Origin of the sequence: Halomonas kalidii, from assembly GCF_030010475.1 — a bacterium.
GTDB classification, from domain to species: Bacteria; Pseudomonadota; Gammaproteobacteria; order Pseudomonadales; family Halomonadaceae; genus Halomonas; species Halomonas heilongjiangensis.
The window spans coordinates 58,720-71,596 of the sequence record NZ_JASCQN010000052.1 but is presented as its reverse complement, the minus strand read 5'-3'; the positions used below and the strand labels follow the sequence as shown (position 1 = coordinate 71,596).

10 protein-coding genes are annotated in these 12,877 nt (G+C 68.2%); 4 read left to right on the top strand and 6 right to left on the bottom strand.

What is annotated here, in order from left to right; translation table 11 throughout:
* Nucleotides 1–20: 20 nt before the first annotated feature.
* The 3 genes from trmA to QLQ85_RS19585 all read right to left on the bottom strand — a co-directional run bounded on the left by trmA (nucleotide 21) and on the right by QLQ85_RS19585 (nucleotide 2,715).
* Complete coding sequence (gene trmA, locus QLQ85_RS19595; RefSeq protein WP_282740532.1) at nucleotides 21–1,127, bottom strand: tRNA (uridine(54)-C5)-methyltransferase TrmA; 1,107 nt, start codon at nucleotides 1,125–1,127, stop codon at nucleotides 21–23.
* A gap of 55 nt (nucleotides 1,128–1,182) precedes the next feature.
* The gene (gene murI / locus QLQ85_RS19590) at nucleotides 1,183–1,959 is read right to left on the bottom strand and encodes a glutamate racemase (RefSeq protein WP_282740661.1); all 777 of its coding nucleotides are present in this window, start codon (nucleotides 1,957–1,959) and stop codon (nucleotides 1,183–1,185) included.
* A gap of 210 nt (nucleotides 1,960–2,169) precedes the next feature.
* Nucleotides 2,170–2,715: a hemerythrin domain-containing protein gene (locus QLQ85_RS19585; protein WP_282740660.1), complete on the bottom strand. Its 546-nt coding sequence runs from the start codon at nucleotides 2,713–2,715 to the stop codon at nucleotides 2,170–2,172.
* A 221-nt stretch (nucleotides 2,716–2,936) separates the two neighbouring features.
* On the opposite strand from QLQ85_RS19585, the gene QLQ85_RS19580 reads away from it, so the two are divergent.
* Nucleotides 2,937–4,286, top strand: coding sequence for a replication-associated recombination protein A (locus QLQ85_RS19580; RefSeq protein ID WP_282740531.1), 1,350 nt, complete (start codon nucleotides 2,937–2,939; stop codon nucleotides 4,284–4,286).
* A gap of 211 nt (nucleotides 4,287–4,497) precedes the next feature.
* Here QLQ85_RS19580 and lolA read toward each other — a convergent pair whose 3' ends face one another.
* Complete coding sequence (lolA, locus tag QLQ85_RS19575) at nucleotides 4,498–5,127, bottom strand: outer membrane lipoprotein chaperone LolA (RefSeq protein WP_282740530.1); 630 nt, start codon at nucleotides 5,125–5,127, stop codon at nucleotides 4,498–4,500.
* 134 nt (nucleotides 5,128–5,261) lie between these two features.
* Nucleotides 5,262–8,378 carry a DNA translocase FtsK gene (locus QLQ85_RS19570; RefSeq protein ID WP_282740529.1) on the bottom strand — a complete coding sequence of 1,039 codons (3,117 nt, stop codon included), beginning with the start codon at nucleotides 8,376–8,378 and terminating at the stop codon, nucleotides 5,262–5,264.
* Nucleotides 8,379–8,544: 166 nt separating this feature from the next.
* Here QLQ85_RS19570 and aat point away from each other — a divergent pair, with 166 nt between their 5' ends.
* From aat to infA, 3 genes are all read left to right on the top strand, one after another.
* Nucleotides 8,545–9,303, top strand: a complete 759-nt coding sequence (gene aat / locus QLQ85_RS19565; protein ID WP_282740528.1) for a leucyl/phenylalanyl-tRNA--protein transferase — start codon at nucleotides 8,545–8,547, stop codon at nucleotides 9,301–9,303.
* The gene (locus QLQ85_RS19560; protein ID WP_282740527.1) at nucleotides 9,300–10,037 is read left to right on the top strand and encodes an arginyltransferase; all 738 of its coding nucleotides are present in this window, start codon (nucleotides 9,300–9,302) and stop codon (nucleotides 10,035–10,037) included. The genes aat and QLQ85_RS19560 overlap by 4 nt, the downstream gene beginning before the upstream one ends.
* A gap of 135 nt (nucleotides 10,038–10,172) precedes the next feature.
* Entirely contained in the window at nucleotides 10,173–10,391 is a 219-nt protein-coding gene (gene infA / locus QLQ85_RS19555) for a translation initiation factor IF-1 (protein WP_013332816.1), read from the top strand.
* A gap of 106 nt (nucleotides 10,392–10,497) precedes the next feature.
* On the opposite strand, the gene clpA is transcribed toward infA, so the two are convergent.
* Nucleotides 10,498–12,774: an ATP-dependent Clp protease ATP-binding subunit ClpA gene (gene clpA / locus QLQ85_RS19550; RefSeq protein WP_282721429.1), complete on the bottom strand. Its 2,277-nt coding sequence runs from the start codon at nucleotides 12,772–12,774 to the stop codon at nucleotides 10,498–10,500.
* Nucleotides 12,775–12,877: the final 103 nt, after the last annotated feature.

Here is a 12,877-nt window from a genome sequence, read left to right as displayed (position 1 = left end):
CTCCTAGACCAAGGTCGCACTCATGTCCGCCGCTCGAGCAGCACCCCGCACTCGCAGTGAGGGGTCCAGGGGAACTGGTCGAACAGGGCGAAACGCCGGATGTCATGGGACCTGGTCAGGGTCTCGAGGTTGTCCGCCAGTGTATCCGGGTTGCATGAAATATAGACGATACGCGAGTAGTCGCTGAGCTGTCGGCAGCTCGCCTCATCCAGTCCGGCCCGGGGCGGGTCGACCAGCACCGTGGTGAAATCGTAGTCGTCCAGCGCCCATTCCGCGACACGCCGCCCGCTCTTCTCGCCCTTCAGCGCCAGCGAGAACTCCTCGGCGGACATCCGACCCACCACCGCGTTGTCGATGCCGTTGGCCTCGAGGTTGAGCCGTGCGCTGGCCACCGAGGTGCGCGAGATCTCGGTGGCCAGCACCCGGCGGAAGTTCTCCGCCAGGGCCACGGTGAAGTTGCCGTTGCCACAGTAGAGCTCTACCAGGTCGCCGTCCTGGCTGTCGCGGGTCACCTCCCGGGCCCAGGTCAGCATCGCGCGACAGATCTCGGCATTGGGCTGGGTGAAGCTGTTCTCCACCTGCTGGTAGGCGAACTCGCGTCCCTCCACCTCGAGACGTTCCCAGACGTGATCCCGCTCGAGCACCAGGCGCTGCTTGCGCGAGCGACCGATGATCATCGCATCGAGCCTCGCCTGCAGCCGTCGCGCCTCGGCTTCCCAGGCTCCGTCCAGCGGGCGGTGGTAGATCAGGGTGACCAGCGCCTCGCCCGCGAGCGTGGTGAGGAACTCCACCTGGAACAGCTTGCGCCGCAGCAGCGGGACGTCGCGAATGGCGTCGAGCAGGCGCGGCATCAGCTCGTTGATCCGCCGACCGGCCACCGGGTAGTCGTCCAGGCGGATGACCGTCTTCTTCTTCGGGTCCTCCGGGTCGACCTCGAACATCGCATAGAAGAGGTCGTCCCCCTCGTGCCAGAGCCGGAATTCGCAGCGCTGGCGATAGTGGCTCGGTGGCGAGGGGAACACCTCCAGCCTCGGCGGCGAGAAGCGGGCGAAGTCGCGGCGGATGCGCACGCGCTTGGCCTCGAGCTGCTGGTCGTAGCGGGCGGGGTCGACGACGGGAACGGCCACGGGGCCTCCTGTAGTGAGAAAAGTAGCGATGAAAGGATGACGAACGCTGCGACGCTCAATCGAGGTGGAGCAGGCTCGGCTCGGCGAAGCCGAATGCCGCCAGCCCCGCCCTCAGGCGCGGGTCCGGGGCGGTGACGAAGCTCTCGCCCGGCCCCCGGCACGGGGCCGGGCCGGCGATCACCTGGGCGACCCGGCGGGCGATGGCATCGCCGGAATCGATCCAGGCGACGCCGCGCGGCGCCGCCTCGACCAGGAAGTCATGCAACAGCGGGAAGTGGGTACAGCCCAGCACCACCGTATCGAGCTCGGGATCAAGCCACAGCGGCACGAGTGCCTCGCGGATCACGTCACGATCAGGGGCCTCGCCGCACACCCAGCGCTCGGCCTCGCCCACCAGCGCATCGGCGGCGACCCGGGTGATCCGGCAGTCGGCGGCGAACTCGCGGATCAGTTGCAGGGTGTAGGGGCGGCCCACCGTGGCACTGGTGGCCAGCAAGCCGACATGCCCCGTCCGGCTGAATTGCGCCGCCGGCTTGATCGCCGGCACGGTGCCGACCACCGGTACCGCGAGGCGCGCCCGCAACGCATCCAGCGCCAGGGTGCTGGCGGTATTGCAGGCCACCACCAGGACGCAGCAGCCACTGGCCGATACCGCCGCCTCGCAGACGGCGAGGATGCGTTGCACCAGCCAGCCGTCCTCGCGAATGCCATAGGGCATCATCGCGTTGTCGCAGGCATAGGCCAGCGCCGCCCCCGGCAGGCGTTCGCGCAGGGCCGCCACCACCGAAAGCCCCCCCACGCCGGAGTCGAATACCAATACCGGCCCGGTCACCGGCACTCACCACAACGCGCTCCCCCCGCCCGGTCAGGAGCGGGGGGCAGGAGACAGAAGGGCGCGAGATGACACGGGTTGACTGGCATCGCTCTGGGTCCCGACGGTACGTTACCGGTCGACTGCTCCCGACGGAGCACTCTGGACCGACCATGGGGACGCATTCTACCTCAGGCGGGCGGCGACCCGAAGCGACCGACGCCAGAACGCTCAGGTCACCTGTTCCGGTGCCTCGCGCAGCTCGGCATAGAGCTCGGGATAGGCTTCCTGGAGGCGTTCCAGCTTAGCAGCGGCGCCCTCCGGGAGCGACTCGGCGAGACGCTGCAGGTCCTGCTCGTCGAAGTGTTCCTGGATCAGCGGGAAGAGCAATTCGTGTTCGTCACGCAGGTAGGCCCGGTGACTCTCCAGATAGGCCTTGAGGTCGTCGGTGAAGCGATCCATCGGCACGACCGCATCCATGAGGATCATGTCGATATCACCGGACAGGCGTTTCAGGCGGGCGCGCAGGCTCCGGTAGTCCTTGGCCAGCCGTTCGGTGACGTCACCGCTCTCGGGAGCCTTCTGCTGCAACTCCTCGGTGCAGATCCGCTCGAGGGGCTGCGTGAAGCCCTCCATGTAGTCCAGGATGTAGTCGACGACCTCCCGCACCAGCTGGAAGTTGGGGCGCTCGCCGGTCGACAGGGTCTTCTGCTTGAGCTGCAGAACGTGCAACATGCGCGCCATATTGGCATGATCCCGACGCAGCTGGGTCAGCATGGTCATGTCGTGACCTCCTCTCCTGTCAGCGATGTGTGGAAGGCATTCTTGGTTGGATTCGCCATCCTGGCCTAGGTTCAGCGACCCACTCGATACCGGAGGGCACGCCGAAGGCGTTGTATCAAGCTAGTGCCTGGCGGCGAGGCTGTCTATCGACCAAGGTCGCATTGCCGACGTCCCCCGCCAGGACATCCTCTTGCCGTTCATCAGGGAGACCGCCCATGGACCTGTTCCACCAGACCAACGGCGATGACGCCGCACCCCTGGCCTTCCGCATGCGGCCGCGGCGGCTGGCCGACTACGTGGGCCAGCAGGCGCTGGTGGGCCCCGACAAGCCGCTGCGCCGCATGGCCGAGACCGGCGTGGTACGTTCGATGATCCTGTGGGGCCCCCCCGGCACCGGCAAGACTACCCTGGCCGAGATTCTCGCCGCGGAGTCCGGCGCTCACCTCGAGCACCTGTCGGCGGTGATGGCCGGGGTCAAGGAGATCCGTGCCGCGGTGGATCGCGCCCGGGCCGCCCAGGGCCAGGGACAGTCCACCCTGCTGTTTCTCGACGAGATCCACCGGCTCAACAAGAGCCAGCAGGACGCCCTGCTGCCCCATGTGGAGTCGGGCCTGCTGACCCTGATCGGCGCCACCACCGAGAACCCCTCCTTCGAGGTCAACTCGGCGCTGCTCTCCCGGGCGCGGGTCCATGTGCTCAAGGCGCTGTCCGAGGCGGAGCTGGTCACGGTGATGCGCCAGGCGCTCGGCGATGCCGAGCGCGGCCTGGGGCGTCGCCGGATCGCCGTGGACGACGGGATACTGGGGCTGCTGGCCCGGGCCGCGGCCGGCGACGCCCGCCGCGCCCTGGGGCTGCTGGAGACCGCCTGCGACTTCGCCGAGCCCGCCGAGGGCGGCGGCGAGACCCTGCGTCGCGAGGCGCTGGAGGACGTGCTCGGCCACCAGGCCAGCGCCTTCGACAAGCAGGGCGACCACTTCTACGACCTGCTTTCGGCGATCCACAAGTCGGTGCGCTCCTCGCGACCCGACGCGGCGCTGCTCTACATCGCCCGCTTCCTCCAGGGTGGCGGCGACCCGCTGGACGTGGTCCGCCGCCTCGCTGCCATCGCCTCCGAGGACGTCGGCAACGCCGACCCGCGCGCCCTGCCCTTGGTCATGGCCGCCTGGGACGCCTACCTGCGTCTGGGCGACTATGAGGGCCAGCGCGCCATCGCCCATGCGGCGATCCACCTCGCCGTGGCGCCCAAGAGCAATGCCATCGACCGCGCCTGGAAGGAGGCCAAGGCCTTCGTCGCCGCCCAGCCGAGCCTGGAGGTGCCCACTTACCTGCGCAACGCGCCGACGAAGCTGATGGCGTCCCTGGGCCACGGCCAGGGCTACCGCTATGCCCACAACGAGCCGGAAGGCTACCCGGCGGGCAGCGCCCACGACTGCTGGCCCGACGAGCTCCCGCACCCGCGTTTCTACCGGCCGACGGCGTACGGTCAGGAGAAGCGCTATGGCCAGCTCATGGCCTGGCGGGAGCAGCTCGACGCCGAGGCAGACGAAGGCGGCAGCGGCGCGTAAGCTCGAAGCTCGAAGCTCGAAGCTCGAAGCTCGAAGCTCGAAGCTCGAAGCTCGAAGCTCGAAGCTCGAAGCTCGAAGCTCGAAGCTCGAAGCTCGGACACAGCATGGGCTTGTCTCCACTCAACGCAAACACCCCCACAGCAATCGCTACGGGGGTGTTCTCTTCCAGCTTAAAGCTTATGGCTGACAGCTCCCGGCGAAGCCGGGCCGGCTAGTGCGTATCGCGGATCACGTCGGTGCCATCGGGAATCTCGAAGACGAACGTGCTGTCGTCGATGGCCTCATTCATCTGCACGTCGAGAAACTCGATGGCGGTCTCCTGGCCGGTGCTGTCGGTCATCTGCAGGAAAGCCAGGCGCTCGCCGCGGAAGGTCATCCTCAGCTCCTCGAACAGGGTATCGGCGGACTTCGGCATCAGGGTGAAGGTCTCGGCACTGCCCTGCTGCTGGCGCGAGACGTCATAGCTGTCGGTCAGCTCGCTGGCACTGCCGGAGAGCAGCAGTGCCGGGGTATGGGTCACCCGCTGGTCGAGCGCCTGCACCGTGACCTGCTCCAGGTCGGGGTCATACAGATAGACCTCCTCCCCATCGGAGACCACCTCCTGCTGGTAGGGCGCATCGACCTCCCAGCGGAACTTGCCCGGGCGCGACAGCCACATGCGGCCACTGGCCTGCTGCAGGCGCTCGCCGCTGCCGTCGAGGATCTGCTGCTCGAAGGCGGCCTCGTAGGTCTGTAGCGGCTCCAGCATGCGGGTCAGGCGCTCGGCGCCTTCGCTGGCCAGGGCCGACACCGGTACGGCGAACGTCAAGGCCAAGGCGGCAAGGGTCTTCTTCACTGTCATCGTCTCTGTCTCCCTGGACGGGTCCATCATGGAATCCTGTCACTCGGACCAAGGGAGCGTCGGCGGGTTGCACGCCCGCCGACGCTTTCATCATTGCTGCATGGTTGAGCGGCACATCGAGCAGCCCCAGGGGATCAGTTCCCCACCGGCGGCGGCGCCAGCACCTCGCGGGCGCCGTTGGTGCCCATGGTCGAGACCACGCCGGCCATCTCCATGGCCTCGACCAGGCGGGCGGCCCGGTTGTAGCCGATCTTGAAGCGGCGCTGCACCGCCGAGATGGAGGCCCGGCGCGAGTCGGTCACGAACTGCACCGCCTCATCGTAGAGGGCGTCCTGCTCGGCGTCGTCGCCGTCGACACCTTCGGCCTCCAGGCCGGTGAGGGCCTCGGCGGAGACGCCGCCGGAGAGGATCTCGTCGATGTACTCGGGCTCGCCGCGGCGCTTCCAGTCTTCCACCACCCGGTGCACCTCGTCGTCATCGACGAAGGCGCCGTGGACCCGGGTCGGCAGCCCGGACCCCGCCGGCAGGTAGAGCATGTCGCCGTGGCCCAGCAGGTTCTCGGCACCGCCCTGGTCGAGGATGGTGCGTGAATCGACCCGCGAGGAGACCTGGAAGGCCATGCGGGTGGGGATATTGGCCTTGATCAGGCCGGTGACCACGTCCACCGAGGGGCGCTGGGTGGCGAGTATCAGGTGGATACCCGCGGCCCGGGCCTTCTGGGCCAGGCGAGCGATCAGTTCCTCGACCTTCTTGCCGACGATCATGAACATGTCGGCGAACTCGTCGATCACCACCACGATGTAGGGCAGCTTCTCGAGCACCGGCGGGCTCTGGTGCATCTCCCAGGGCTGGGGTTCCCACAACGGGTCGGCGACCTGGGCCCCGGCCCGTTCGGCCTCGTCGAGCTTGGCGTTGAAGCCGGCGATGTTGCGCACGCCCATGGAAGCCATCAGCTTGTAGCGGCGCTCCATCTCGGCGACGCACCAGCGCAGGGCGTTGGCGGCCTCCTTCATGTCGGTGACCACCGGCGCCAGCAGATGCGGAATCCCGTCGTAGACCGACAGCTCGAGCATCTTGGGATCGACCATGATCATCCGCAGCTCGTCCGGGGTGGCCTTGAGCAGCATGGAGATCAGCATCGCATTGACCCCCACCGACTTGCCCGAGCCGGTGGTGCCGGCCACCAGCAGGTGGGGCATCTTGCCCAGGTTGGCTACCACCGGCCCGCCACCGATGTCCTGGCCGAGGGCCAGGGTCAGCGCCGAGGCCTCCTGCTGGTAGCGGTCGGAGTCGATCACCTCGCGCAGGCGGATCATCGCCCGCTTGGGGTTGGGGATCTCGATGCCCACGGTGGGCCGGCCGGGAATCACCTCCACCACCCGCACGCTCTTGACCATCAGCGAGCGCGCCAGGTCCTTGGCCAGGTTGCTGATCTTGGAGACCTTCACCCCCGCCGCGGGCTTGATCTCGAAGCGGGTGATCACCGGCCCGGGCCAGGTATCGACCACCTCGGCCTTGACCCCGTACTCGCGCAGCCGCACCTCGAGCAGCTCGGCCATCTCGGCCAGTTGCGCGTCGGTGTAATTGGGCTGGTGGGCCTGGGGCGGGGTCAGCAGGCGCAGGCTGGGTAGCTCGCCGTCGGGATCGGGCAACTCATCGAACAGCGGGCGCTGGCTCTGCAGATGCTCCACGGTCCACAGGGTGGGGCCATCGGGCTGGTCGGCGGCCTCGCGCCCCTGCTCGGCGGTGGCGACCCGCCCGGGGCCATCCGCCTCGGGTTCGTCCAGGCCGGTCTCCGTCCCGGGGAGATCGTCGCGCGCAGCGGCGACCGAAGGCTTCGGGGCCGGCACCTCGGCCTCTTCCTGCGGGTCTTCCCAGCCCAGGCGCGGCTCGTCGTCGTCGTCCCAGTCGGCATCCTGCCAATCGACCAGGCCCGGCTCGCGGCGGCCCCCGTCGCGTGCCGGCGAGTGCGGTGACGAACCCGAGGAGGCCCACGCCGGTGGCGGCGTCTCGGTCTCCGGGTCAGCAGCATCGGGGGCGGACGTCTCCCGCCGCTCGTCGCCGGCGGCCGGTGCCGCGAGGGGATCATCGTCACGGCTGGCACGCAGCGACGGTCCACTCCAGGCCGGCGGTGCCTCGTCATCGTCGGGCAGGACGGGGTCGGGCACCGTCTCCGGCACCCGCCGGGAACCGCCCGCCTCGGACTCGCGGAAGGGATGGGCGGAACCGGTGGCACTGGGGCCAGACGCCGCCGTGGCGCCCACTGCCGCCGCGGCACCGCCAGCCCCGCCGCCAGGTGGCGATGCCGGCGTGCGGGCGCTGTAGGCCGCCTCCGGGCGCTTGGCGGAGGGGGTCTGCTCGGGCACCTCCCAGGGGATCTCGGTGTCGCCATCGTTGCCGAAGCCCGGCTCACGCCGGGTGTCTCCGGCGGCCGCCAGCTCGGGGGCCCGGCCGGGCAGCAGACGCCGCCACCAGCGCTCTCGTGTCGGTGCCTCGGACGCCTCCTCGGCGGGCTCGGCAGCTGGTACCTGGACCGCCTGTTCCTCGTCCTCGGCACGCTCGGCCCGGCGCTGCTCGCGCCGGTCGGCCGCCAGGCCGAAAGGCTCGGCCAGCCGCTGCCAGAGTCGCAGGGCGCGGTGCCCGAGCTCGTCCATCACCGTGAACCACGACAACCCGGTGAACAGCGGAAAGCCGCAGAGAATCGCCGCCAGCGACAGCAGGCCGCTCCCCCCGGAGCCGACCAGTGGCACCAGGGCGCCGACCAGCCCCTCGCCGAGAATCCCTCCCGAGGAATAGGGCAGCAGGCTGTCAGGGTTGTAGAAGTGCAACGCGCCGAGCGTGGTGGTCCCGAGCAGCAGCAAGACCAGGCCACCGCTGCGTACCGCCAGGGCGGTGGCGTCCCACTCCAGGTGCACCTGCCGGGAGCGGATCAGCCACCAGGCGGCGAACCCCAGCATCCCGGGCCACCACAGGGCACTGGCACCGAACAGCGAGTAGAGAACGTCGGAGAGCCAGGCCCCGATCGGTCCCATCCAGTTGGCAACCTCGGTCTCGGGGCCACTGCGCGACCAGCCCGGGTCGGCGGGCTGGAAACTGAACAGCGCCAGCAACACGAAGACACAGGCCGCCAGCAGCATGATCGCCACCCCTTCCCGTGCCGACCCTTGCAACCGCAGGCCAAAGCGCTTCGCCGTCTCCCTGGCGTTGGCCGCACTCACCCGACGCGGCGACACCTTCTTCTTGACACTCAAGCGGCCTTCCCCCTTGCGCCACAGTTGGCGTCTTCCGTTTCCATCGCGCCAATCATACCGAGCAAGTGCTTGCCATCACAGGGGCCCGCACAGACCGCAAGCATCTTGAGCCGCGTGGCGGTGAGCGTCACACTTGAGGCCCCGCTGCGCAAGGATTCGATTCTCGATGCTGCCCTGGCTTGCCGATTACCCCGTGCACTTCCCCCCCGTGGAGCAGGCCCTGCGCGATCCCGACGGGCTGCTTGCCATCGGCGGCGACCTGAGCCCGGCCTGGCTGCTCGCGGCCTACCGCCGTGGCATCTTCCCCTGGTACAGCGACGACCAGCCGATCCTGTGGTGGAGCCCCGACCCGCGCATGGTGTTGTTCCCTCACGAGATTCGCGTGCGCAGGAGCCTGGCCAAGCGGTTGCGCAACGGCGGCTTCCGGGTCACCGCCGACGCCGCCTTCGGCGAGGTGATCGCGACCTGTGCCGGGCCCCGTGAGGGGCAGCCCGGCACCTGGATCACCGACGCCATGCGCGAGGCCTATGCCCGACTGCACGCCCTGGGTGTGGCCCACTCGGTGGAAGTGTGGCGCGATGGGCGGCTGGTCGGTGGCCTCTACGGCGTGGCCCTCGGCCCCGTCTTCTTCGGCGAATCGATGTTTTCCCGCGAACCGGACGCCTCCAAGGTCGCCCTGGTGCACCTGGCCAGGGCCATGCAGGACGGCGGCGGCCGGCTGATCGATTGCCAGATGCACACCTCCCACCTGGCCAGTCTCGGTGCCCGGGACATCGCCCGGGCGGAGTTCATCGGCTATCTTGAGAAGTGGCTGGGCAAGACACCGGAAGCCAGCGCGGATGATACCTCGATCATCCCCCCCGGCTGGTCATTCGAACGCCTCGGTGCGGTGCGCCATACGACGCAAGAGAGGGGGAAGCCGTGAGCAGCAATACACCTCGGCAGCCGGTACGGGATCTACGCTTCTTCCTCACCGTGCCGCATGCCTGCAGCTATCTCGAGGGGCGCGAGGCCACCACCCTGTTCCTCGATCCCCAGGAGTCGCCCGGGCGAGGCGTCTACGATGCCCTGGCGTTGCTGGGCTTCCGGCGCAGCGGTCGTCACCTCTACCGTCCGCATTGTGAGGGCTGCAGCGCCTGCATCTCGGTGCGTATCCCGGTGGCCGATTTCGTGGCGAGCCGCAACCAGCGCCGCCTCGCCCGGCGCAACGCCGACCTCTCGCTGCACGTGCGCCCGGCGATCTTCGACAGCGAGCACTACACGCTCTATGCCCATTACATCCGTACCCGTCACGCCGACGGCGACATGTACCCCCCGAGCCACGAGCAGTACCGTACCTTCCTGACCCTCGATCAGGACTATGCCCGGCTGCTGGAATTCCGCCTGGAGGGCCGGCTGGTGGCCGTGGCGGCCTACGACCAACTGGAGCACGGGCTCTCGGCGATCTACACCTTCTTCGACCCCGACCCGGTGCTGGACCGCCGCTCGCTGGGCACCTTCGCCGTACTCTCGCTGGTGGAAAGGGCCCGGGACCTGGGCCTGCCCCACGTCTACCTGGGTTACTGGATCCGCGAATGCCGCAAGATGAACTACAAGCAGGCCTTCCAACCGCTGGAGATACTCGACGGGCGCCACTGGCGGCGCACCCTCCCCGTCTGACCCCGCGTCGAACCGCGCCTTTTTTGCCATGGCGCCCGGCATGCGGCACAATACCGCGCTATTCTGTCGGCACGGGCGTCACCTGCGCGCCTCGGTGCCGCATCGCACCATCATCATCAGCGAGGAACCGCCTATATGGCACGTGAAGACCATATCGAAATGGAAGGCGTCGTCGTCGATACCCTTCCCAACACCATGTTCCGCGTCGAGCTGGAGAACGGCCACGTGGTGACCGCCCATATCTCGGGCAAGATGCGCAAGAACTACATCCGTATCCTCACCGGCGACAAGGTCAAGGTCGAGCTGACTCCCTACGACCTCTCCAAGGGTCGCATCGTCTACCGTTCACGCTGACCCTGCCCGCCCGGCGCACCGCGCCTCCGCTCACGGCCACGAAACGAACAGCGCCCCGTCCGCAGACAGGGCGCCGTGTCGCCGTGGCGAAAGCGCGTGATGCCGCTCAGGGCGCGTCGGCCAGTTCCGACTCGGTGGAGAGGTGCAGTTCGCCGTCCTCGACGCTGACGTGCACCACCCCGCCGTGCTCCGAGAGCTCGCCGAACAGGATCAGCTCCGCCAGCGGCTTCTTGAGCTTCTCCTGGATCAGGCGTGCCATGGGGCGTGCCCCCATGTCGGGGTCGTAGCCCTTCTCGGCCAGCCAGACCCGGGCGGCGTCGTCGACGTCGAGCTGGACCCGCTTCTCGTCGAGCTGCGCCTGCAGCTCCACCAGGAACTTGTCCACCACGCTGCGCACCACCGACATCGGCAGCGAGTGGAACTGGATGATGCCATCCAGGCGGTTGCGGAACTCCGGCGAGAAGGTCTTGCGAATGGCCTCCATGGCGTCGGTGGAGTGGTCCTGGGTCTGGAAACCGATGGAGCGCCGCGTGGCCAGCTCGACCCCGGCGTTGGAGGTCATGATCAGGATCACGTGACGGAAGTCCGCCTCACGGCCGTTGTTGTCGGTCAGGCGGCCGTGGTCCATCACCTGCAACAGCAGGTTGAAGACCTCCGGATGCGCCTTCTCGATCTCGTCGAGCAGCAGCACGCAGTGCGGGTTCTTGGTGATCGCCTCGGTCAGCAGGCCGCCCTGGTCGTAACCGACGTAACCGGGAGGGGCCCCGATCAGCCGCGACACCGTGTGGCGCTCCATGTACTCCGACATGTCGAAGCGCACCAGCTCGACCCCCATGATCTTCGACAGCTGACGAGCGACCTCGGTCTTGCCCACCCCGGTAGGGCCGGCGAAGAGGAAGCTGCCCACCGGCTTGTCCGGCGACTTGAGCCCGGCCCGCGACAGCTTGATGGCGGCCGAGAGGCTGTCGATCGCCTCGTCCTGGCCGAACACCAGCATCTTGAGGTCGCGATCGAGGTTCTCGAGCAACTTGCGGTCGGAGCTGGAGACGCTCTTCGGCGGAATCCGTGCGATGGAGGCCACCACCGCCTCGACCTGGTCGACGTCGATGGTGTCGATCCGCACCTCGGGCGGCAGCAGCCGCTGGTGGGCACCGGCCTCGTCGATCACGTCGATGGCCTTGTCGGGCAGATGGCGGTCGTTGATGTAGCGATCCGCCAGGCGCGCCGCACTCTCCAGCGCCGCGTCGGTGTACTTGAGCTGATGGTGCTCCTCGAAGCGCGACCGCAGCCCCTTGAGGATACGGATGGTGTCCTCCACCGAGGGCGCCATGACATCGACCTTCTGGAAGCGGCGGGCGAGCGCCCGGTCCTTCTCGAAGATGCCGCGGAACTCCTGGAAGGTGGTGGACCCTATGCAGCGCAGCTCACCCGAGGAGAGCAGCGGCTTGAGCAGGTTCGAGGCATCCATCACCCCGCCCGAGGCCGCCCCCGCGCCGATCACCGTATGGATCTCGTCGATGAAGAGGATGGCGTTGGGCTGTTTCTTGAGCTCGGCAAGCAGGTTCTTCAGGCGCTTCTCGAAGTCGCCGCGGTACTTGGTGCCGGCCAGCAGCGCCCCCATGTCCAGGGCGTAGACCACGGCATCGCCGATCACCTCGGGCACGTCCTCCTCGACGACCCGCTTGGCGAGCCCCTCGGCGATGGCGGTCTTGCCGACGCCGGCCTCCCCCACCAGCAGCGGGTTGTTCTTGCGCCGGCGCGCCAGTATCTGCACCACCCGCTCGAGCTCGTGCTCACGACCGATCAGGGGGTCGATCTTGCCCAGCCGGGCCTGCTCGTTGAGGTTGGTGGCATAGCCGGTCAGCGGATTGCCGCCGGTCTCGCCATTGCCCTCCTCGGCCTCCTCGGATTCGGGAGACGGGGACGCGGGGCTCTGGCCGTGGCCGGCCACCTTGGAGATGCCATGGGCGATGTAGTTGACCGCATCGACCCGGGCCACGTTCTGCTGCTTGAGGAAGTAGACCGCCTGGCTCTCCTGCTCGGAGAAGATCGCCACCAGCACGTTGGCCCCGGTGACCTCGCTCTTGCCCGAGGACTGGACGTGGAAGACGGCGCGTTGCAGCACGCGCTGGAAACCCAGGGTCGGCTGGGTCTCGCGGTCGCTCTGATCCTCGGGGATCAGCGGCGTGGTGGAATTGATGAAATCCTGCAGGTCGGACCGCAGCTTGTCGAGGTTGGCCCCGCAGGCCCGGAGCACGTCCGCCGCGGAGGCGTTGTCCAGCAGAGCCAGCAGCAGATGCTCCACGGTCATGAACTCGTGACGCTTGGAACGCGCCACGGTGAAGGCCGTGTTCAGGGTCAGTTCAAGTTCTTTGCTCAGCATGGCAGTCCCCTTCTCGCCGCCTAGGGCTTGCGTCGGATCTTTCGAGGTCCGGCATCATCAACATCGGGCACAAACGCTGCCGTTGCAAGTCTCCTCGCCCAAC

Bases quoted from the DNA above. Each gene is read 5' to 3' on its own strand.
- lolA (WP_282740530.1), bottom strand. From the start codon at position 5,127: ATGACAGTGAAGAAGACCCTTGCCGCCTTGGCCTTGACGTTCGCCGTA.
- QLQ85_RS19580 (WP_282740531.1), top strand. From the start codon at position 2,937: ATGGACCTGTTCCACCAGACCAACGGCGATGACGCCGCACCCCTGGCC.
- QLQ85_RS19585 (WP_282740660.1), bottom strand. From the start codon at position 2,715: ATGCTGACCCAGCTGCGTCGGGATCATGCCAATATGGCGCGCATGTTG.
- clpA (WP_282721429.1), bottom strand. From the start codon at position 12,774: ATGCTGAGCAAAGAACTTGAACTGACCCTGAACACGGCCTTCACCGTG.
- aat (WP_282740528.1), top strand. From the start codon at position 8,545: ATGCTGCCCTGGCTTGCCGATTACCCCGTGCACTTCCCCCCCGTGGAG.
- infA (WP_013332816.1), top strand. From the start codon at position 10,173: ATGGCACGTGAAGACCATATCGAAATGGAAGGCGTCGTCGTCGATACC.